The organism is Rhodococcus sp. P4_F5 (assembly GCF_056401315.1).
This window is the reverse complement of the sequence record NZ_JBFUJP010000019.1, coordinates 16,783-37,359: the sequence shown is the minus strand read 5'-3', so window position 1 is coordinate 37,359 and position 20,577 is coordinate 16,783. Positions and strand designations below refer to the sequence as shown.

Here is a 20,577-nt window from a genome sequence, read left to right as displayed (position 1 = left end):
CCGGGAAGGTCGTGCCCACACCGCCGGCCCCCTGGGAGCGGACCCAGCCCGGACTGCCCCGGCACGAGGACGAGCCCCGGCGGCAGGCCCCCCAGCAGCACGCGCCCCGCCCTGCTCTGCCCCAGCAGTCCCAACAGCCACAGCAGTCGCAGCAGTCACACGAGCCGTACCGGCCGCTCCACCAGTCCGACCAGCCGTACCGCCCGCAGCCCGCGCCACAGCGCGCCGCGCCGCAGCGCTACCAGCCCGGCGACCCCAATCTGACCGCGGCCACCCGGCCTGCCCGCCCCGTCCAGCCGCGACCGGCGGACCCGCGCGCCGCCGACGCCACCACCCCGCCGCCCGTCGATCCGCCCGAGCCCGAGACGGCCGAGGGCGACGAGTCCGGGAACTCGAACTCGTCACTGATGGCCGCGACCGGCTCGATCGCGGTGGCCACGATGGTCAGCCGGATCACCGGCTTCCTCAAGCAGGTGCTGCTGCTGACCACGCTGGGCGCCGTCACCGCCAGCGCGTTCACCGTCGCCAGCCAGCTGCCGAACATGATCTCCGAGCTGGTGCTCGGCGCGGTCCTGTCCGCGATCGTGGTCCCGGTGCTGGTCCGCGCCGAGAAGGAGGACGACGACGGGGGCGCCGCATTCGTGCGCCGGCTGTTCACCATCGCCGGCCTGGTGCTCGGCGTGGCCGCGGTGGTCGCGGTGCTCAGCGCACCCCTGCTGGTGCGGCTGTTCCTGCCGTCGGACGGCAAGGTCGACCCGGTCCTGACCACCCAATTCGCATACCTGCTGCTGCCGGCCATCCTGTTCTACGGCTTGTCCGCGCTGCTCACGGCGATCCTCAACACCCGGGGCGTGTTCAAGCCGGGCGCCTGGGCGCCGGTGCTCAACAACTGCGTCGTGCTGGTGGTGCTCGGCGTGTTCTGGGTGATGTCGCGGGGGTCCGACGAGATCACCACCGCGCAGCTGCTGGTCCTCGGGATCGGCGTCACCCTCGGCGTGGTCACCCAGGCCGCCACCCTGGTGCCCGCGATCCGACGCCAGGGCATCAGCCTGAAGCCGCTGTGGGGGCTCGACGACCGGCTCAGGCTGTTCGCCGGCATGGGCGTCGCCATCGTGCTGTACGTGCTGATCAGCCAGGTCGGGTTCAGCATCGGCACCCGCATCGCCGCGAGCGTCGACGGGGCCGGGCCGGTCATCTACAACCAGGCCTGGATCCTGCTGCAGCTGCCGTACGGCATCATCGGCGTCACCGTCCTGACCGCGATCATGCCGCGACTTAGCCGCAACGCCGCGGCGGAGGACACCCCGGCCGTCGTCGACGACCTGTCCGTCGCCACCCGGCTGACCATGGTCTCGCTGGTGCCGGTGGTGGTGTTCCTGACCTTCGCCGGCCCGCAGGTCGGCCAGGCGCTGTTCGGCTACGGCAACTTCGGCGCGGCCGATGCCGAGCGCCTCGGGCACGCGGTCAGCTGGTCCGCGTTCACACTGATCCCGTACGCGCTGGTCCTGATCCACCTGCGGGTCTTCTACGCCCGCGAGCAGGCCTGGACCCCCACCTGGATCATTCTCGGCATCACCGGCGTGAAGGTGGGGCTCTCGCTGCTGGCACCGGTGGTGGCCTCCGACGACACCCAGGTGGTGAGCCTGCTCGGCGTCGCGAACGGTCTCGGTTTCACGGCGGGCGCGATCATCGGCGCCATCCTGCTGCGGCGGAGCCTCGGGTCGTTGCGGATGGCGAACGTCGGCAAGACCGCGTTCCTGGTCGTGGTCGCCTCGCTGGCCGGGTCGATCGCGATGCTCACCGCGGAGGAGCTGCTGGGCCTGGACGAGCTCGGCGACCGCTTCGGCGGCCCGGGCGCCTTCGTCCAGGTCGGGATCTGCGCGGTGCTCATGCTCGGCGTGACGTTCACCCTGCTGCGGTTCGCGGGCATCCCGGAGGTGGTCGCCGCCACGGTGGCGGTCACCCGTCTGGTGAATCGGGCCCGCGGCCGGTCGCCGCAACCGGTGGCCGTCGAGGACTTCACACCGATCCCCGACTACGACGCCGTCACCGTGTTGCTTCCCGCGATCGGCCGTACTCAGGTACTACTTAGGAAAGATCAGCAGCTCCCGTACCCTGGACCAGGGCCTGCGGGGGTGCCAATCACTGCGAGGGAGGGTTCCGGCCAGATGCGTGAAGGAGTGCGGGTGAGCGACGAAGACGTTGCCGGCGGCAAGACCGGTAGTTCGACGACGCACGCGTCCGATCCCGGATCGACAACTCGCACAACCGAACCCACCGAGGCCTCGACCGCTGTCGCGGCCCCCGGCAAGACCGGTGCCGACGCCGACAAGGGCGACGCGGGCAAGGGCGAGGCCCGGTCGGTGTCCCGGCCGGCGGCCCCGGTCCGCAAGGCCCCCGAGCGCGACCTCATGGTGGACACCGGCGTCATCCCGATCGGCTCGCCGCCGCTGCCCCCGATGCGCGTCGGCGCGGCGGACACCGCTCCCCGGCAGCCGCGCGGCCCGAAGCTGATCGCCGGCGCGTCCGTCGCCGGTGGCCGCTACCGGCTGCTGGCACCGCACGGCGGGTCCCGTGGCCTCAAGTTCTGGCAGGCCCACGACATCAAGCTCGACCGCGAGGTGGCGCTGACCTTCGTCGACGCCGAGCAGCGCGCCGGCACCGGCGCAGAGGTGGCCGAGGACCCGCAGGCCGTGCTCTCGCGCACCCTCCGGCTGGGCCGGATCAACTCGCCCGGCCTCGCCCGAGTCCTCGACGTGGTCCGCGGCAGCTCCGGCGGCATCGTGGTGGCCGAGTGGACCCCGGGCCGCTCCCTCAAGGAGATGTCCGAGACGACACCGTCCCCGATCGGCGCCGCCCGCGCCATTCGCGCGCTGGCGTCCGCGGCGGAGGCCGCACACCGCAGCGGCGGCGCATTGTCGATTGACCACCCGGACCGGGTCCGGATCTCGGCGGCGGGCGACGCGGTCCTCGCGTTCCCGGCCACCCTCGCCGATGCGGACGCCCCGACCGACGTCCGCGGCCTCGGCGCCATGTTGTACGCGCTGATCACCGCGCGCTGGCCGCTCGGCGAGCCGGGTGCGCCCGCGGGTGCACCCGCCGGGCCGGTCGGCGGGATGCCCCCGGCGGACCGCGGCTCCGAAGGTGTGCCCGTCGAGCCTCGCGTGATCCGCCCGGAGGTGCCGTTCGAGATCTCCGCGGTGGCGATCCGCGCTCTCGAACAGGGCAGCGGCATCCGCACCGCCGCCACCGTGCAGCACGTGCTGGACCAGGCGTCCGTCGTCGACCAGAAGACGGACCTGATGCCGGCACTGCGGCTCGGCCAGCGCCCCTCGGGCGCGTCCGGGCACGCACTGAGCGATCCCGAGCAGGCGGCGGCGGAACGGCTTAAGAGCAACCGGATGGTGATGGCGCTGGCCGCCCTCGGCGTCCTGACCGTGATCGTGCTGGCGTTCCTCGGCTGGTGGCTGGCGAATGCGCTGGCGGGCGGCGGTTCCAGCGAACCCCTCAACGAGCAGAACATCGGCCTGACCACCAGCGCCGCCGAGCCCGACGGGAACACCACCAGCGCCGCCTCGGCGGCCCCGCCGGCGGCCGCGGTCCCGGTGGAACCGGCCGGTGCCACCGTCTACTCGCCGCAGGGCTCGCCGGACAACCCGAGCACCGCCGCGCTGGCGGTCGACGGCAACACGGCGACCAAGTGGAGCACCGACACCTACTTCCAGCAGTTCCCGTCCTTCAAGACCGGTGTGGGCCTCATGGTCGACCTCGCCGAGCCCACCGCGGTGCGGGACGTGTGGATCGACTCGCCGAGCCCCGGCACCACCGTCGAGATCCGTACGGCCCCCGGCGCCAACTCGGCCCTGGACCAGACCCAGCTGATCGGCACGGCGGTGCTCGGCAAGGGCGTCACCACCATCCCGGTCACCACGGACGGCAATGTCGGCCGGATCCTGGTGTGGGTGACCAAGCTGTCCGAGGACGGCGGGAAGGTCCAGTCGTCGATCTCCGAGGTCGGCTTCAACAAGACGCCGTAGCGCGGGGACCCACCCAGCACGCCCTCCGGCGTCGATGTGGTCGAGTTTGAGGACTCGAGACGCGATGGTCGGTTAACATTCCGCGTGCGAATCAACAGGGGGATCGCCGCAGCGGGCATGTCTGACGCCCAGCTACTGGCAGCGCACGCGTCGGGGGACGCACGCGCATTTTCGGAACTGCTCGGCAGACACTACGACCATCTGTGGCAGACGGCCCGGCGGACGAGTTACACGCCGGAGGACGCCGCGGACGCGTTGCAGGAGGCGCTGCTCAACGCGCATCGGACGGCCGCGACCTACCGCGCCGACGCCGCAGTGCGCAGCTGGCTGCACCGAATCGTGGTGAACGCCTGTCTGGACCGGATCCGGCGGAACAAGGCCCGGCCGACGGTGCCGCTGCCGGAGGACGACCAGCACGAACCCAGTCACCCACGCGACGCCATGACGGACCGCGAGACGTCCATGGCCATCGAGGATGCGCTGTTCACACTGTCTCCGGAGCAGCGGGCCGCGGTGGTCGCGGTCGACCTCGAGGGGTACTCGGTGGCCGAGGCTGCGGCGTTGCTAGGGATCCCGGAGGGCACCGTGAAGAGTCGGTGCGCGCGGGCCCGGCACCGGCTCGCCCGGGAGTTGAGTTATTTGCAGGCCGGACGGAACCAGATCGACGCCAACGAGGTCTAATCCCAGTAGCGGTGGTCGATCGGCGCGGCGGGTCACTGGCACGGGCGTCGGCGGTGTCGCTCACGTAGTTTCGAGTTCGAGTTTCGGTTCGTTCCAACTAAAAGGAGGTGTCATGGTCGCCCAGGGTGAGGATGCACTGCACCCCCCTTTCGACCCAGACCTGCTCGCCGATCTGCACGCCGGGGCGCTGCCGCCGGAGTTCGCGGATCGGCTTGGCGTGGCGTCCGCACAGGACCCGGAAGCCCAGCGCGTCCTCGCCGCGCTCGACTCCGTGCGCGGGCAGCTCGGCGCGCTGCGCACCACCGACGCGACGCCACCACCCGCGCCKCCGGAGGTGGTCGCCCGGATCGAGGCCGCGCTGGCCGCCGAGGTCGCCGGCGCCACGGCACCGGCCGCCGGCTCCGCCCTGGCCGGGCGGACCGAACGTCGACGCCGGCCCGTCCGGCTGCTCGCCGCGGCCGCCGCCGTGGCGGTCGTCGCCGCCGGCGCCCTGTTCGCACTGACCCAACCCGACGACGAGACCGGACCCGCGACGCCCGCCGTCGCCCTCGACTCGCCGACCCCGTCCGCAACGAGTGTGGACCTCGGGTCCGACCTGCAGCCCACGGTCGCTCTCGGGCTGCTCGGCCGCACCGACCTCGGCCCACTGTCGGCGCCGGGGGCCCGGGACGGATGCCTGCGAGCCAACGGCGTGGACCCGACCACCCCGCTGCTGGGTTCCGGTCCGGTCCGCCTGCGGGGTGTCCCCGGGCTGCTGATGCTCTTCCCGGGGGCACAGGTACCCCAGATCACCGCGCTGGTGGTCGGCTCGGGGTGCACCGACTCCGACCCGGCGACGCTGGCCCGCGCCGACATCGGCTAGACGTCAAACGCCGAACGGGCGGCTGTCGGGGCATCGGCCGAGAGCCGACCCCGGCAACCGCCCGTTCGGCGGAAGTTCACTCCGGTCCGGCCGCCAACAGCAGGATCTCGAGCACCTTGGCCCGCATCTGCGGGGTGTCCACCTCGGGCGCGATCAGCGACAGGAACATCGCGGCGCCCGCGCCCAGCGCCAGCAGCGCGCCGGCCTCGAGCTGATCCTCGGCCCCGGACCCGTCCGCGGGCGGAAGCATGGCGGCGCTGGGCCCGCTGAAGTTCCGCCACACCGCCCCGCGCAGTTCTTGGTGGTCGCGCAGCGTGGCCAGGAGCGCCGGCACCGCCGCCCGTACGGCGGGGCTGCGGAACACCTCGGAACTACCCGTCGCCACCCAGCGGATCCAGCCGGCCCGGTCCGCACCCTCGAACGGCCGCAGGTCCGGCTCCAGGCCGAGGACGGCGTCGAGGACCAGGTGCGCCTTGGACTCCCACCGACGCGCCATGGCGGCGCGGCTGACACCCGCCCGGGCCGCGAGCGCCCGCAGGCTGAGCTGGTCGTATCCCACCTCGACGAGCATGTCGCGGGCGGCGTCGAGCACGGCGGCGTCGATGCGGGGGTCACGGGGGCGGCCCGATCCGGTGGCAGTCATCGATCGAATTCTCTTCCATCGGGGGCCGTCGGGCTATACCGTGTCTGTTTACGAGTCCAGTGGCATCGCAATGATCGCCCGACAGCAACGAGGACGCCTCCACGATGAACGCCGCACCCACCCCCGCCCGACGGATCTTCGAGCCCGCCCGGCTCGGCCCCCTGACCCTGCGCAACCGCATCGTCAAGGCCGCGACCTTCGAGGGCGTGATGCGGCGCGGCGTCGTCTCCGACGAACTCGTCGAGTTCCACCGCGCGGTGGCGGCCGGCGGCGCGGCGTTGACCACCGTCGCGTACTGCGCGGTGTCCGAGTCGGGCCGGGTGCACCGCGACACCCTCGTCCTGAGCGAGGCCACCAGACCGGGACTCGTCCGACTCACCGACGCCGTGCACGCGGAGGGCGCCCTGGCCGCGGCCCAGATCGGGCACGCCGGACTGGTCGCCAACACCCTCTCCAACGGCACCAAGACCCTGGCGCCGTCCACCCGGATCAGTCCTCCCGCAATGGGTTTGGTCCGCGGTGCATCGCTCGACCAGCTCGCCGAGGTGGCCACGGACTTCGAACACGCGGCGCGGGTCGCGGTCGACTCCGGGTTCGATGCGCTCGAGGTGCACCTCGGCCACAACTACCTGCTGAGCAGCTTCATGAGCCCGAACCTGAACAGGCGCCACGACCGGTACGGCGGCAGCGTGGCGGCCCGCTCCCGCTTCCCGCGCGAGGTGCTCGAGCGGGTTCGCGCCGCGGCGGGGGACTCCGTCGCGGTCACCGTCAAGTTCAACATGGCCGACGGCGTCCCCAAGGGACTCTGGCTGGACCAGAGCCTGCAGATCGCCAGGCTGATCGAGTCCGACGGGCACGTCGACGCCATGCAGCTCACCGGCGGCAGCTCCCTGCTCAACGGCATGTACTTCTTCCGCGGCGAGGTACCGATGGCGGAATTCATTGCGTCGCAACCAAAACTGGTGGGAATGGGGCTGCGTTTCTACGGCCCGCACCTCTTTCCCACCTACCCCTTCGAGGAGGCCTTCTTCCGGCCGTTCGCGCGCCAGTTCCGCGAGGCGCTGTCGATGCCGCTGATCATGCTCGGCGGGATCAACCGGGTCGAGACCATCGAGACCGCGCTGGGGGAGGGCTTCGAGTTCGTCGGCATGGCCCGCGCGCTGCTTCGGGATCCCAACCTGGTCAACAAGTTTCGAGACGACGAGGCCGCCGAGGGCAACTGCGTGCACTGCAACAAGTGCATGCCGACCATCTACACCGGCACCCGGTGCGTGGTCCGCGAGGCCCTCGCCGCCCTCCCCGACCCGGCACTGGGCCACGCCGGCTGAGTCGAGCCTCCCGGGCAATTTTCCCAACAACCTGTTGGCACCCTTGCCATCCCCGTCGGGAGCTGACGGTGCCGCTCCCCAAGGAGTCGACATGTGTGATGGCGCAGTGCCGTCGCTCGGCGGTTACCACCGTGACGGCGTCCCCCGACTACGATGTCCTCGACCGCTGCGCCCGCGTCGTCACGACGACCGACGGGCGCAGGACCGACACATGAGGCGTCGCCCACCCGACGCACCGGCGAGGGGAGGTGCGGTGCCGCGGATCAGCGCGCCCACGGTGGCGCAGCACCGCGCCGCGCAGCGGCGCGCCCTCCTCGACGCCGCCCGCGAGGTGCTCACCGAGGGCGCCACCGACATCCCGGGGTTCGCCGAGGTCGCGGCGCGCGCGGGCCTGGCGCGGTCGAGCATGTACCAGTACTTCAAGTCCCGGCGGGACCTGCTCGACGCACTGGTCGAGGACTCCTTCCCGCGCTGGTCCGATCGGGTCGAGCGGGAGATGGACGCGGCCGGGGCACCGGACCGCCGGGTCCTCGCCTACGTCCGCGCCAACCTGGACCTGGTCGCCGAGGGGGAACACGCCATCGCTTCGTCGATCGCCGCCATCGCGCCGACCGAGAAGATGACCGAGACCAGCGCGCTGCTGCACCGCAAGCTGGTGACCCCGTTGGTGACGGCGCTCACCGAACTCGGCGCCACCGACCCGGCCGCCACCGCCGAGCTCATCAACGCCGTCGTGCACGCCGCGACCAGGCAGATCGAGGCCGGCGGTGACCCCGCCGCGGTTCAGGCCCGGGCCGCGGAACTGATCGAGCCGTACCTCACCTTCGCCGCCACATCCAGGGCCACCGGGAACATCAACCCTTAGTCTGTTGTTGAGCCAGGCAACGTTCACAACCCGGAAGGCCCCATGACTAACCCGACCTCGGTACGAGACCTCATCATCGTCGGATCCGGACCCTCCGGATACACCGCCGGCGTCTACGCGGCGCGTGCGGAGCTGGCGCCCCTGCTCTTCGAGGGCACCCAGTTCGGCGGCGCCCTGATGACCACCACCGAGGTGGAGAACTTCCCCGGCTTCCGCGAGGGCATCATGGGCCCGGACCTCATGGACGAGATGCGCGAGCAGGCCAAGCGCTTCGGCGCCGAGATCCGCACCGAGGACGTCGAGGAGATCGACCTGTCCAGCGGCGTCAAGCGCATCGTCGCGAACGGCGAGACCTACTACGCGCACGCCGTCATCCTGGCGATGGGCGCGGCGGCCCGCTACCTCGGCATCCCCGGTGAGGAGAAGCTCCTCGGCCGCGGCGTCAGYGCCTGCGCCACCTGCGACGGCTTCTTCTTCCGCGAYCAGGACATCGTCGTGGTCGGCGGCGGCGACTCCGCRATGGAGGAGGCCACCTTCCTCACCCGCTTCGCCCGCTCGGTCACCCTSGTGCACCGCCGCGAGGAGTTCCGCGCCTCACGGATCATGCTCGARCGCGCCAAGGCGAACGAGAAGATCCGCTTCCTGACCAACGCCGAGCCGGTCGAGGTGCTGGGCGAGACCAGCGTCACCGGCCTGGTGCTGCGCGACACCGTCACCGGCGAGCAGTCCACCCTGCCGATCACCGGCATGTTCGTCGCGATCGGCCACGACCCGCGCAGCGAGCTGGTCAGGGGCCAGGTCGACATCGACGACGAGGGCTACGTGCGGGTGCAGTCCCCGACCACGCAGACCTCCATCGAGGGTGTCTTCGCGGCCGGCGACCTGGTCGACCACACCTACCGGCAGGCCATCACCGCCGCCGGCACCGGCTGCTCCGCCGCGATCGACGCGGAGCGCTGGCTGGCTGAGAAGGGCGACATCACCGCCAACACGCTCGCGGCGGCCGAGCGCCCCGTCGGCGCCGAGGCCTGACCACCACCCGCCTCGCKGACCCCACCCCGTCACCTGAGGAGACAACCATGTCGAACACGATCACCATCACCGACGACTCCTTCAAGCAGGACGTCCTCGACTCCGACAAGCCCGTACTCGTCGACTTCTGGGCGACCTGGTGCGGCCCGTGCAAGATGGTCGCGCCGGTGCTCGAGGAGATCGCCGGCGAGCACGGCGACAAGCTCACCGTCGCCAAGCTCGACATCGATGCCAACCCGGCCGCCGCCCGCGACTTCCAGGTCATGTCGATCCCGACGATGATCCTGTTCCAGGGCGGCAAGCCGGTGAAGCAGATTGTCGGCGCCAAGGGCAAGGCTGCCCTGCTCAAGGACCTCTCCGACATCCTGTAACCGACGCCGCAGCCCCCGAGATTGCCGAATCCTCGGGGGTTTCTGCGACAATCGACGCGTGTGCGACGCCCCGCCGCGACGTGCCAGGACCACGAGAGGACCGGAAAGTATGCAGCGTCTCTGTCACGGCGATCACGGTCCCGCCGTAGCCGAGGTCCGCAGCACCCTTTCCAGCCTGGGGTTCCTGCACAACGGCATGTCGACGGCGCCCCGGGACGCGGTCAACGGCTCCCAGTGGGTGGCCCCGGACGCCGTGTTCGACCACCACCTCGACAGCGCCGTGCGCGCGTTCCAGCAGCAACGCGGCCTCCTGGTCGACGGCGTGGTCGGTGCGGCAACGTACCGCGGGCTCAAGGAGGCGTCGTACCGCCTCGGCGCCCGCACCCTGATCTACCAGCTGTCCGCACCGCTGTACGGCGACGACGTCGCGACGCTGCAGAACCGGCTGCAGGACCTCGGCTTCTACTCGGCGCGGGCGGACGGCCACTTCGGGCCGAAGACCCACGAGGGCCTGTCGTCGTTCCAGCGTGAGATCGGCATCGCCTCCGACGGCATCTGCGGACCCCAGACACTGCGCTCGCTCGAACTGCTCGGCACCCGGGTCACCGGCGGCTCGCCGCACGCGATCACCGAGGAGGAGTCGGTCCGTCGGTCCGGCCCGCAGCTCAGCGGCAAGCGGATCGTGATCGACCCGGACCTCGGCGGCGAGGCGACCGGAGCGGTGCTCCAGACGCCCAACGGCCCGATCACCGAGGCGGAGATCCTGTGGGACCTCGCCAGTCGGCTCGAGGGCCGGATGGCCGCAACGGGCATGGAGACGTTCCTGTCCCGGCCGCACAACGCGAACCCGTCGGTCACGTCCCGGGCCGAGATCTCCAACACGTTCGACGCGGACCTGATGATCTCGCTGCGCTGCGCCAGCAGCGTGAGCCCCCACGCGAATGGCGTCGCCAGCTTCCACTTCGGGAACTCGCACGGCGCCACCTCGCGGATCGGGCAGGTGTTGTCCAGCTTCATCCAGCGCGAAATCGTTGCTCGCGCACCACTTCAGGATTGCCGCACGCACGGGCGGTCGTGGGATCTGTTGCGGCTGACCAACATGCCGACCGTTCAGGTCGACATCGGTTATCTCACAAACGAATCCGACGTCAATGTGCTCGTGAACCCCCGAAACCGGGACATCATCGCCGAGGCGATCCTGATCGCGGTCAAGCGGCTGTACCTGCTCGGACAGGACGACCAGCCGACCGGGACGTACACGTTCGCGGAGCTGCTCGCCGAGGAACTGGCGAAGTCCGACCCGGCCTAGCCCGGGCCCGTCGGCGACGGGCGGCGGGTCTCAGTGCGCGCCGACCGTCGACTTTTGTTCGATGTCGACGACCGTCAGCGAGGCCGTCATCAGCAGCCGCTCGAGCGCCGACTCCACGTCCGCCTTCCAGCCGTGGTCGCGATTGAGCTCGAGCCGCAACCGCGGGTAACGATGGTGCGCGGCAACCACTTCGAAGCCCATGTCGATCAGGAAACTGGCGTCGATCATGCAGTCGGCGGGCGCACAGTCAGGCCCCGGACGTCGGCCGACGCGAGCCTCGTCCTCGTCCCGGACGATCCCGAATGCCTCGAGCGCCCGCACCCCGCGGTGCACCAGATCGCCCACGACGGCCTGCATCAGGCTCGGGCCCACCCCGTCCAGCTCCGCGGCCGGTTCGAGCCGCAGCGTGGTCAGCAGGACCGCGTCCGCGCTGACGGGGGAGGTGGGGAAGAGCTTCGCCCGTGGCACGTCGCCGGGCGGGGAGTAGAGCGCGCAGCCGGCGGGCCGTCCGTCGAGGGTGGCGACCTGACCGCAGGATCCCCACTCGAGCATCACCATCGAGAGCCAGGCTTCCTTCTCGAACTCGGGGTCCGAGAAGCTACGGGAGCTCTGCACCGCGGCCGGGTCCATTTCCCAGAAGACACAACGGCGGGAGTGCCGGGGAAGCTGGTCGAGTCCGTCGAGCGTGAGCGGGCTGATGCGCATCGACACCGGTGAACCAGCCTCCAACACCCGACAGCGGGCACGGACGCCCGCGGGACACATTATTCTTCCTCCAGAATAGGCGATCGGCGGGCCGACGGCCGGACCAGATCGGGCCGCCCTCGAATCACCTTGGTGGGAAAGATGATTCGATCACCCAACCCCGCGGACGCCTCGGCCGACCCGTCGTGGTGTCACAGTGACGGATCGGCCGAGGGTGGTCGGGTGCCGGGAACCCGGCGCTACGAGCCGCCCTGGTGTTCCATCATCTCGACGATCCGCTGCAGGTCGTCCACCGAGCCGAACTCGACGACGATCTTGCCCTTGCGCTTGCCGAGGCTCACCGTGACGCGGGTGTCGAACGCCCCGGACAGCCGGTCCGCGACGTCCTGGAGGCCCGGCATCTGGATCGGCTTGCGCTTCACCGGGGGAGTGAGCGCGGCGGCATCCTCACGGTTGGCCAGCGTCACGGCCTCCTCGGTGGCACGCACCGACATGCCCTCGGCGACGATCCGCGCGGCCAGCAGTTCCTGTGCCTCGGCGCCCGCCTCGAGCGAGAGCAGGGCCCGGGCGTGGCCGGCGGAGAGCACGCCCGCCGCGACCCGCCGCTGCACCGGGATCGGCAGCCGGAGGAGCCGGATCATGTTGGTCACCACGGGCCGCGAACGCCCGATCCGGGCGGCCAGCTCCTCGTGGGTGACGTTGAACTCCTCGAGCAGCTGCTGGTACGCCGCCGCCTCCTCGAGCGGGTTCAGCTGCACCCGGTGGATGTTCTCGAGCAGTGCGTCGCGCAACATCGAGCCGTCGTTCGTCTCGCGGACGATCGCCGGGATGGTCTCGAGCCCGGCCTGCTGGCTGGCCCGCCACCGTCGCTCACCCATCACCAGCTGGTAGCGGTCGTCTGCGACGCGGCGCACCACGATCGGCTGCATCAGGCCGAACTCGCGGATCGAGAAGACCAGTTCGGCGAGCGCCTCCTCGTCGAACACCTGGCGCGGCTGCTTCGGGTTCGGCTCGATCTGCGCGGCCGGGATCTCCCGGTAGATGGCGCCGACGGGGGAGAGGTCGGGTGCCGACTCCCCGTCGGACGGCGGGGCGGCGGCCTTCGCCGTCTTCGTGGTCTTCGCCGCCGCCGTCTTGGCGGTGGCGGCCTTGGTCGCCGGGGCCTTCGGCGCCGCACCGTCGACCGGCGCGGGTGCCGGCGCCTTGCCGGTCTTGGTCGCCGCGGCCGCCGGGGCGGGCGCGTTGCCGATGATCACGTCGGCGGCGGCGCTGCCGAGCCGCGGTCCGGCCTCGGGGCCGGTCGGGATCAGTGCCGCGAGGCCGCGTCCCAGGCCACCCTTGCTTCTCGTGCTCACTACGTCTCCTGCGCGTTCATCGTGGCGGTGCGGGCTGCGAGTTCGCGGCCGGCGTCGAGGTAACTCATGGCACCGCGCGAGCCCGGGTCGTAGTCGAGGACGGTCATCCCGTATCCGGGCGCCTCCGAGACCTTCACGCTGCGGGGGATCACGGCGCGCAGCACCCGGTCACCGAAGTGCTTGCGCACCTCCTCGGCGACCTGGTCGGCCAGCTTGGTCCGGCCGTCGTACATGGTCAGCAGGACCGTCGAGACATGCAGGTCGGGGTTGAGGTGGGACTGGACCAGCTCGATGTTGCGCAGCAGCTGCCCGACGCCCTCGAGTGCGTAGTACTCGCACTGGATGGGGATCAGCACCTCCTGCGCGGCGACCATCGCGTTGACCGTGAGCAGACCCAGCGACGGCGGGCAGTCGATGAGGATGAAGTCGACGTCGATGCCGGCGAGCGCGGCGGGGGCGAGGGCGGTCTTGAGCCGGCCCTCACGGGCGACCATGGAAACCAGCTCGATCTCGGCGCCGGCCAGGTCGATGGTCGCGGGGATGCAGTACAGCCGGTCGCTGTGCGGGCTCTGCTGGATGGCCTCGGCGGCCGTGACTTCGCCTATGAGCAGCTCGTAGCTCGAGGGGGTACCCGAGTGATGGGGGACGCCCAGCGCGGTGCTGGCGTTGCCCTGCGGGTCCAAATCGACCACCAGGACGGTCAGCCCGAGAACCGCGAGCGAGGACGCGAGGTTCACCGCGGTGGTCGTCTTGCCGACGCCGCCCTTCTGGTTCGCGATGGTGAGGACGCGGCGGCGGTTCGGCCTGGGCATCGACACCCCATGCGGGTGCAGGACCTGACTCGCCCGCTGCGCGGCCGCACCGATCGGCGTCTCCTCCAGCGAGATGCCCGAATACGCGGACGCCGGATAGGGATTCACGCCATCGCCGTTGGTGGGTTTCGAAGGGTCGTGTCCGGTTTCACGTGAAACCGCGGGTCCACCCGACATGTGTTGCTCCTTCACAGATCTTGCTCGATCACCACGGCGTGAATTCATCGGTTCGACGGGTCCATTATCGGCGATGACCTCGCCGGGGGACGCGTTCCGCGCGAACCACGATCGTCGGTGTCGGCAGAATCGCGGCGCCGCACTCGACGATCTCCAACTTGCCGGCCCCCAGGCGAGTCAGGGAAGCCTGATCGCGGGAGATCTCTTCCGCCGCACTCGACCCCTTCATCGCCAGCATCCGGCCGCCCTCGTGCACCAGCGGGATGGACCAGCGGGCAAGCTTCTCCAGCGGCGCGACGGCCCGGGAGGTCACGACGTCGGCGCCACCGGCCTCGTGCAGGACGCCGGGCTGTTCCGCGCGCCCGCGGACCACGCGGACATCGAGACCGACCTCTTCGATGAACTCGGCCAGGTACACCGAGCGGCGCAGCAGCGGCTCGACCAACGTGATCCGGAGGTCCGGGCGGGCGATCGCGAGCGGGATGCCGGGCAGGCCGGCCCCGCTGCCCACGTCGACGACGGACTCGCCCTCGGCGATCAGCTCACCGATCACGGCGCAGTTGAGCAGGTGCCGGTCCCAGAGTCGGGGGACCTCACGCGGTCCGATCAGGCCCCGCTCCACACCCGCCGTGGCGAGCGAGTCGCGGTACTTCACCGCGAGGTCGAGGCGGTCCCCAAAGACGGTCTGAGCGGCCTCGGGCATGTCGTCGGACTCGATGTGTTCCACGTGAAACATCTTCCCGTGACGCCGATACATTCCACAAACCAGACGCGCGGAATATTCGGATCCCGATGAATCCGGGCCCGGTTCGGTCCGATCAACCTGACCGAACCGCCGCGTTCCCGGCCAGCGCCGATCCAGGGGGGGAGGGGCTCGCGGGCCGGGGCCGGGAGGTGGACAGCAGGGGGCGTCGGGCGGTGGGGGAGGGGAGGGGGTGGCCGACTCGCAGAGGCGTCGTCCCGTGCGAGCGGACACCGGCCGCGACCGCCGGTTCGTTGCCGGGCCTCGGGCCGACGCCGGCACCCCGGTCGACACGCAACCGCCGTTGCGGAAACCCGTGCGGCGGCGGGTCGCCGGCGCGGCTCCGCCAGTGGGGCCTTGCGGGTGGGCCTTGCGTGCACGCGGGTTTCCAAAGCCGAGTCGGTACAGCCGCCGGCCCACCACTGCCGCAGGCTCGGTGCTGCGCGCACGGCCGGGATGCTGCCGCCAAGCGCACGGCCGCCAGCCAGTCACCGACGCCGGCAGGCCCGGTCGGCCGGGGGCCGCCCACACACAAGGCGCCGTCGCGGGATCGAGGCGGAGGCAGGTGAGGTGCCGCACGCGGGAGCCCCCACATCGGACGCCGAGGCCTTTGGAGGAGCGCACGCCGAGCGGTGCACGACTGCGACGCCTCTCGAACACGAGGTCCACAGCACGCACGAAGTCCACGGCACGAGGGCCCGCGAGGGTTCGGAGCCGCCGGAGCGAAAGTGGCGTCACACGCGGGTCGAGCATCAGTGCGGCCACGACAACGCGAGCCACCCACGTCCGCCCGCCCCCGGCGAACGCGCGGCACCCGCCGAGCGTCCGCCCATCCCGGCCACCGCGCGGCACCCGCCGAAATGGGATGGGCCGAACCCCACACATCCAGCGCCGTCCGTCGTCGCGAACGGACCCGACTCGGAGGCCGGGCGCCGGCCCGAGAGACGACCCGCCCGCGGGATGGATCCAGTCCCGCCGATGGCACAGCCTCGCCGCCCCGTCGGCGGGAGCGTCCACCGTGCCGGTTCACGGCGGCCGGGCCGGCCGCGAAGGTCGGACGACCGGTCGCCCGATCGCGGCCGGAGGACCAACCCGCGGGTGGGGGCACCGCACCTGACGTCCGCTGCCGCGCGCCGCGGCGTGGACGAGCGCTGCAAGCTCGCCGGATGCAGCAGCAGGCGGGACTCCGCCCAGCAGTTCGTCGCTGCCGGGGGCCGGACTGAGCGAGTCCGAGCCGCCCACCTCACGGATGGGTGCCTCACCGCGTCAGGGGCTTCCACCGGCGCGAGATGAAGGCGTGACGACGCCAGGCGGCACGTGGTGCACCCGCGTGTGGGTGCGACCCGGCGGGGCGTGTTTCACGTGGAACCGGCCCGGCAGCATCGCCCGGCAAGGGCGGGGAACACGGTGCCGATTGGGCCGCTCCGACAGCGGTCGCCGTCGTCGACGGATCCGTACGCTCCGCCGGACTGGGTCAGGTGCGCCCGGGCTTCCTCGCGCCGGTCGATACCAGGGAGCCGGTGCGCGTCGATCGCGTTTTCTGAAGTCGGCGCCGACCAGAGCACGACCCGACGGCCGCCGAGGAAGGCGCCGCGAAAACGCGCCGAGGAAGGCGCCGCGAAAACGCCCAGACGGGTGCCGGGCGGTTTCCGCGGAGGGCCTGCTCCAGTGGGCGCGACCAACCCCCAGCCCCGCCCAACGCGATACCCACGACGGCAGGCGGGTGCCGGACGGATGGCCCGGGAACCAGATGCGCCTGGCTCAATTCCGGCGACGACCACTCCTCGCATGCGCCCCGCCGCCGCTGCCGGGCCTCGGGCGGGCCCCGATCACTCGAATGGGACTCCAGCAGGGCGGACCGCCGCGGATTCGACACCTCGCCCTCGTCTGGCCGACAGGGATCCACCGGCTTCGGAGCGGCGACTGTGCCGGGACGGTCGGCGAGCTCCGTCGGCAGCGGGTGCCCGTCGGCGGGGGAGGGGAGTGGCACGCCGGTCCGGCGGGCTCACCTCAGGCGACGTGTCCCACGATCGGGACCGGGGAGGGCGGCGAGTGCCCATGTCGATGGTCGTCGGCCCGGCCGGTCGCGATGTCACCGCCGGTGCGGGCCAGGGGAATCTCGGACGTTCCCCGATCGCGCCCGGACCGCTGCTTCACGTGAAACAAGACCCGTGTGAAGGCCCGGTGTCCCGCGCCAGGTCGACGGCACGGCCTCGGGCAGCGCCCCGAATCCGCGGGTGACTCGGGTAGTCCGGGACGCCGACCCGGAGGTTCGAACATCTCAGAACCCGCGTCGAGGGCCGCCCCGAGCACGTCCCTCAGATCGCGTGCGCGGGCATGCCTCGGCGTGGGCCCGTTGCAGCATCGGTTCCGCTCAGGTCCACCGAAGATGACCAAGCCGACCCGGTGGCGTTGCCCGTCTGGCCGTCAGCAGCCGTAGCCCACGCACCGCCGCCAGACCTCCACCCGACTGACCGAATGCGACATTCGTTCACCTGAACCGAACGAATGTCGCATTCGGTCACACGGCGGGGGCGATCCGCGCGGAGCCGATTCACGTGAAACATCACATCGACAGCCACCATGCCTCACCAGCAGACGCGACCTCGATCCATTGGCATGCGGGTGCCGGCCGACTCCCGTGGTCGGCGGGTTCGACAGAGGGTCGCGAACGCTTCGACTGCCTGGTGGCACCCGGAGTCGGTGCTTCACGTGAAACATGCCGCAGAACCGTCCATCAATCAGGGTTCCGACCTCCCGACCGGTCAGAGCCGAACCCCGCGGGTGTCCGAACCCGCCGACGAACCTCGACCGAATCGCGCGCGCCAGCAGCGGCAGTTCCGACCAACCGCACGGGCCTCGAATGCTCGGAGCGGCGCGGCACGCCGTCGCGAACACCCCGCACGGCGAGGCGCATTCGAGTGCGACACCTCCGGGAGGGCGGCGCGAGGATCCGCTTGCCCTCAGGCCTCCCGACTCGTCACCGGAGAACAGCCGCCGCCAACCCGGTGGCGCCGATGCCATCAGATCCGTGCACCACGAATCCGGGACACCGCGCTTGCCGCCCGCAATGCGGGCGACCAACCCAACGACCGCGGACGGCGTGCGGAGCCCGGCATCCCGAGATCCGACTGGAACCCGACACCCGGCAGACAGCCGACGCCGGGGCGGCCCCGCCGACGTTCGCCGGGCGGACGGATCGCACGGCAGACGGCGACACCCCTACGCGAACCGGGGGAACGGCATCGCCTCGCCCCCGCGCGACCCCACCCCCGCGGGATCCCACCCCGGCGCGTCGTTCGGGCCGGGGGCACCGCCCGACGGGACCGGCGGCACCCCGGTTCCACGTGAAACAGCTCAGCCGCGAGACGGGGGGCCGAATCCGGCGAGCCGGACCAAATTCGGCGCCAAAGCCGAATTTCGACGGCGAATTTCATGCACCCCGCCACCCCCGGGAGTTTCGTCACGGTGACGGGTGACGAAATGGGGCCGACGCGAGCGAGTAGGCCCATCGGTGTCCGGAGCCCCGCCGGCGGTGCGGCCGGGGTCCGCCTCCCGGCGGCGCCCGGATCCCGGAACCGACGCATGGCGCGGCGGCGGTGACACGGCAGTCGGATCTGGGCGCACGGCTCGACGGTCACGTCCCGGGCGGCCGGGCTCGAACACCCGGCACGGTTCGACCGTCACGTCGCGGGCGGCCGGGTTCGAACACCGGGCACGACCGGGGTGGCGCGCGATGCGCGTCCGATCCAATTTGCACCCTCCGGATGGCCGGCGCCGGCCGCGGCGAGGTGTGTACCAATCGGCGACCGGCGCGGTGACCCGTCTCGGGTCGGGTCGGGTCGACGGGGTCCGGTCGACGGCGGGGGAGGGGAGGTGGCACGCCGGTCCGGTGAGCCGAGGGCGCCCAGCCGGAACGGCGGGGCGGACCTGGAAACGAGAAGGCCCCCAACCGAAAGGTTGGGGGCCTTCTCACGACTCCGCACGGGAGGTGCGGCACTCGGGTCAGTCCTTCAGGACCACCACGCGGCGCGACGGCTCCGCGCCCTCGCTCTCGCTGGAGACGCCGTCGATCTTCGCGACCGCGTCGTGCACGATCTTGCGCTCGAACGGCGTCATCGGGGTGAGCGACTCCGGCTCGCCGGACTCGAGCACCCGCTTCGCCGCGGCCACGCCGATCTCGGTGAGCTCGGCACGCCGACCCGCACGCCAGCCGGCCACGTCGAGCATCAGCCGACTGCGCTCGCCGGTCGCCTGCTGCACCGCCAGCCGGGTCAGTTCCTGGAGCGCGTCGAGCACCTCGCCCTTGCGGCCGACGAGCTTCGCCAGGTCCTCGCCGCCGTCGATGCTGACGACCGCGCGGTCGCCCTCGACATCGAGGTCGATGTCGCCGTCGAAGTCCAGCACGTCGAGCAACTGCTCGAGGTAGTCGCCGGCGATCTCGCCCTCTTCGATCAGCGCGTCCTCGGGATCCAAGTCGTCAGCCTCGGTCTCACCAGACACATCCGCCACATCCGCCACGACCTCGTCGTCTCCGTCGCGCGCGGTTACCGGATCATTCGCCATCGTCGTTCCCTTTTCTCGRGTCAGCGCCGCTTGTTGCGCTTGGAAGTCTTTCCTCGGTTCGCGGCCGGCCGGGCACCGGGCTTCGGCGCCTTGGCCTGCACGTCCGGCTCGTCGCCACCCTCCTCGACCTCGGCAGCGGGGGAGGAGTCGCTCGACGTCGAGGCGGCCTTGCGCTTCTTCGTCATGTCCGGACGCACCCCCGGCTTGGGGGCGTTGTCCGAGCGGCGCTCGATGGCGGCCAGCCGCTTCTCCTCTTCCTCCGCGTCGATGCGACGGAACACGAGGTGCTGCTGCGCATAGGTCCAGATGTTGTTCGACACCCAGTACAGCAGGATGGCGATCATCAGGAACGGGCCACCGACGAGCACACCCAGCGGGAACACGTACAACGCGAGCTTGTTCATGATCGCGGACTGCGGGTTCGCGGCGGCGGCCTCGCTCTGCCGGGCCACCGAGGCGCGCGAGTTGAAGTGCGTGGCGATGGACGCGATGATCATCAGCGGGACCGCGACGGCCGCGATGCTCCACACGCTCGGGATCGGCACGCCGTAGGCCTCGAGCTGTGCGGGCGGGGTGGTCATGGCCGCGGAGATCGGGGCACCGAACAGGCGGGCATCCAGGAAGGACTGGACGTCGGCCGCGCTGAAGAAGTAGTTCGGGGTGTTGGCGTTGTCCTCGATGGACATGCCGAGCTGGCCGAAGCCCTCGCCGGTCCGGTTGAAGGACCGCAGCACGTGGAACAGGCCGATGAACACGGGCGCCTGCAGCAGCACCGGAAGGCAACCCATGATCGGGTTGAAGCCGTGCTCCTTCTGGAGCTTCTGCATCTCCAGCGCCATCCGCTGGCGGTCCTTGCTGTACTTCTTCTGCAGCGCCTTGATCTGAGGCTGCAGTTCCTGCATCTGCCGGGTGGTACGCACCTGCTTGACGAACGGCTTGTACAGGATCGCACGCAGCGTGAACACCAGGAACATCACCGACAGGGCCCAGGTGATGCCGCTGTTGGGCCCCAGGAACGGGATGGCGCCGAAGATCTTGTGCCAGACCCAGAGGATCCCAGACACCGGATAATAAATGACGTCGAGCACGGCT

General features: G+C 71.1%; 15 protein-coding genes. 8 read left to right on the top strand and 7 right to left on the bottom strand.

Annotated elements, in window-relative coordinates:
• Positions 1-11: 11 nt before the first annotated feature.
• The 3 genes from murJ to AC1DU4_RS10540 all read left to right on the top strand — a co-directional run bounded on the left by murJ (position 12) and on the right by AC1DU4_RS10540 (position 5,580).
• Positions 12-4,037 (top strand): murein biosynthesis integral membrane protein MurJ, encoded by a 4,026-nt coding sequence (gene murJ, locus AC1DU4_RS10550; RefSeq protein WP_477839584.1) that lies wholly within the window; start codon positions 12-14, stop codon positions 4,035-4,037.
• An 84-nt stretch (positions 4,038-4,121) separates the two neighbouring features.
• On the top strand, positions 4,122-4,718 hold the full coding sequence (gene sigM, locus AC1DU4_RS10545) for an RNA polymerase sigma factor SigM (RefSeq protein WP_477839582.1): 597 nt from the start codon (positions 4,122-4,124) through the stop codon (positions 4,716-4,718).
• A 112-nt stretch (positions 4,719-4,830) separates the two neighbouring features.
• Positions 4,831-5,580: a hypothetical protein gene (locus AC1DU4_RS10540; RefSeq protein ID WP_477839581.1), complete on the top strand. Its 750-nt coding sequence runs from the start codon at positions 4,831-4,833 to the stop codon at positions 5,578-5,580.
• A 76-nt stretch (positions 5,581-5,656) separates the two neighbouring features.
• Here AC1DU4_RS10540 and AC1DU4_RS10535 read toward each other — a convergent pair whose 3' ends face one another.
• Positions 5,657-6,223, bottom strand: coding sequence for a helix-turn-helix domain-containing protein (locus AC1DU4_RS10535; RefSeq protein WP_072846516.1), 567 nt, complete (start codon positions 6,221-6,223; stop codon positions 5,657-5,659).
• A gap of 104 nt (positions 6,224-6,327) precedes the next feature.
• Here AC1DU4_RS10535 and AC1DU4_RS10530 point away from each other — a divergent pair, with 104 nt between their 5' ends.
• The 5 genes from AC1DU4_RS10530 (at position 6,328) to AC1DU4_RS10510 (ending at position 11,128) form a co-directional block, all read left to right on the top strand.
• Entirely contained in the window at positions 6,328-7,551 is a 1,224-nt protein-coding gene (locus tag AC1DU4_RS10530; protein WP_477839578.1) for an oxidoreductase, read from the top strand.
• Between the two features lie 253 nt (positions 7,552-7,804).
• Positions 7,805-8,416, top strand: coding sequence for a TetR/AcrR family transcriptional regulator (locus AC1DU4_RS10525; protein WP_477839644.1), 612 nt, complete (start codon positions 7,805-7,807; stop codon positions 8,414-8,416).
• A gap of 42 nt (positions 8,417-8,458) precedes the next feature.
• Positions 8,459-9,448 (top strand): thioredoxin-disulfide reductase, encoded by a 990-nt coding sequence (gene trxB / locus AC1DU4_RS10520; protein WP_477839576.1) that lies wholly within the window; start codon positions 8,459-8,461, stop codon positions 9,446-9,448.
• A 47-nt stretch (positions 9,449-9,495) separates the two neighbouring features.
• A complete protein-coding gene (trxA, locus tag AC1DU4_RS10515) occupies positions 9,496-9,819 on the top strand; it encodes a thioredoxin (protein ID WP_072846520.1) in 324 nt (107 codons plus the stop codon).
• Positions 9,820-9,928: 109 nt separating this feature from the next.
• Positions 9,929-11,128: an N-acetylmuramoyl-L-alanine amidase gene (locus AC1DU4_RS10510; RefSeq protein ID WP_477839574.1), complete on the top strand. Its 1,200-nt coding sequence runs from the start codon at positions 9,929-9,931 to the stop codon at positions 11,126-11,128.
• 30 nt (positions 11,129-11,158) lie between these two features.
• Here the strand turns inward: AC1DU4_RS10510 and AC1DU4_RS10505 are convergent, their stop codons facing one another.
• The 6 genes from AC1DU4_RS10505 to yidC all read right to left on the bottom strand — a co-directional run bounded on the left by AC1DU4_RS10505 (position 11,159) and on the right by yidC (position 20,573).
• Positions 11,159-11,839 (bottom strand): GNAT family N-acetyltransferase, encoded by a 681-nt coding sequence (locus AC1DU4_RS10505; protein WP_477839572.1) that lies wholly within the window; start codon positions 11,837-11,839, stop codon positions 11,159-11,161.
• Between the two features lie 233 nt (positions 11,840-12,072).
• Complete coding sequence (locus tag AC1DU4_RS10500; RefSeq protein WP_477839570.1) at positions 12,073-13,188, bottom strand: ParB/RepB/Spo0J family partition protein; 1,116 nt, start codon at positions 13,186-13,188, stop codon at positions 12,073-12,075.
• Positions 13,188-14,177, bottom strand: a complete 990-nt coding sequence (locus AC1DU4_RS10495; protein WP_477839568.1) for a ParA family protein — start codon at positions 14,175-14,177, stop codon at positions 13,188-13,190. The genes AC1DU4_RS10500 and AC1DU4_RS10495 overlap by 1 nt, the downstream gene beginning before the upstream one ends.
• Positions 14,178-14,241: 64 nt before the next feature.
• Positions 14,242-14,913 (bottom strand): 16S rRNA (guanine(527)-N(7))-methyltransferase RsmG, encoded by a 672-nt coding sequence (gene rsmG, locus AC1DU4_RS10490; RefSeq protein ID WP_072846544.1) that lies wholly within the window; start codon positions 14,911-14,913, stop codon positions 14,242-14,244.
• Positions 14,914-18,924: 4,011 nt separating this feature from the next.
• Entirely contained in the window at positions 18,925-19,485 is a 561-nt protein-coding gene (locus AC1DU4_RS10485; RefSeq protein WP_072846525.1) for a Jag family protein, read from the bottom strand.
• 20 nt (positions 19,486-19,505) lie between these two features.
• The gene (yidC, locus tag AC1DU4_RS10480; RefSeq protein WP_477839566.1) at positions 19,506-20,573 is read right to left on the bottom strand and encodes a membrane protein insertase YidC; all 1,068 of its coding nucleotides are present in this window, start codon (positions 20,571-20,573) and stop codon (positions 19,506-19,508) included.
• Positions 20,574-20,577: the final 4 nt, after the last annotated feature.

Excerpts from the sequence above, each read along its gene's own strand:
- AC1DU4_RS10535 (WP_072846516.1), bottom strand. The coding sequence starts at position 6,223 with ATGACTGCCACCGGATCGGGCCGCCCCCGTGACCCCCGCATCGACGCC.
- AC1DU4_RS10530 (WP_477839578.1), top strand. The coding sequence starts at position 6,328 with ATGAACGCCGCACCCACCCCCGCCCGACGGATCTTCGAGCCCGCCCGG.
- trxA (WP_072846520.1), top strand. The coding sequence starts at position 9,496 with ATGTCGAACACGATCACCATCACCGACGACTCCTTCAAGCAGGACGTC.
- AC1DU4_RS10510 (WP_477839574.1), top strand. The coding sequence starts at position 9,929 with ATGCAGCGTCTCTGTCACGGCGATCACGGTCCCGCCGTAGCCGAGGTC.
- AC1DU4_RS10495 (WP_477839568.1), bottom strand. The coding sequence starts at position 14,177 with ATGTCGGGTGGACCCGCGGTTTCACGTGAAACCGGACACGACCCTTCG.
- rsmG (WP_072846544.1), bottom strand. The coding sequence starts at position 14,913 with ATGTTTCACGTGGAACACATCGAGTCCGACGACATGCCCGAGGCCGCT.
- AC1DU4_RS10485 (WP_072846525.1), bottom strand. The coding sequence starts at position 19,485 with ATGGCGAATGATCCGGTAACCGCGCGCGACGGAGACGACGAGGTCGTG.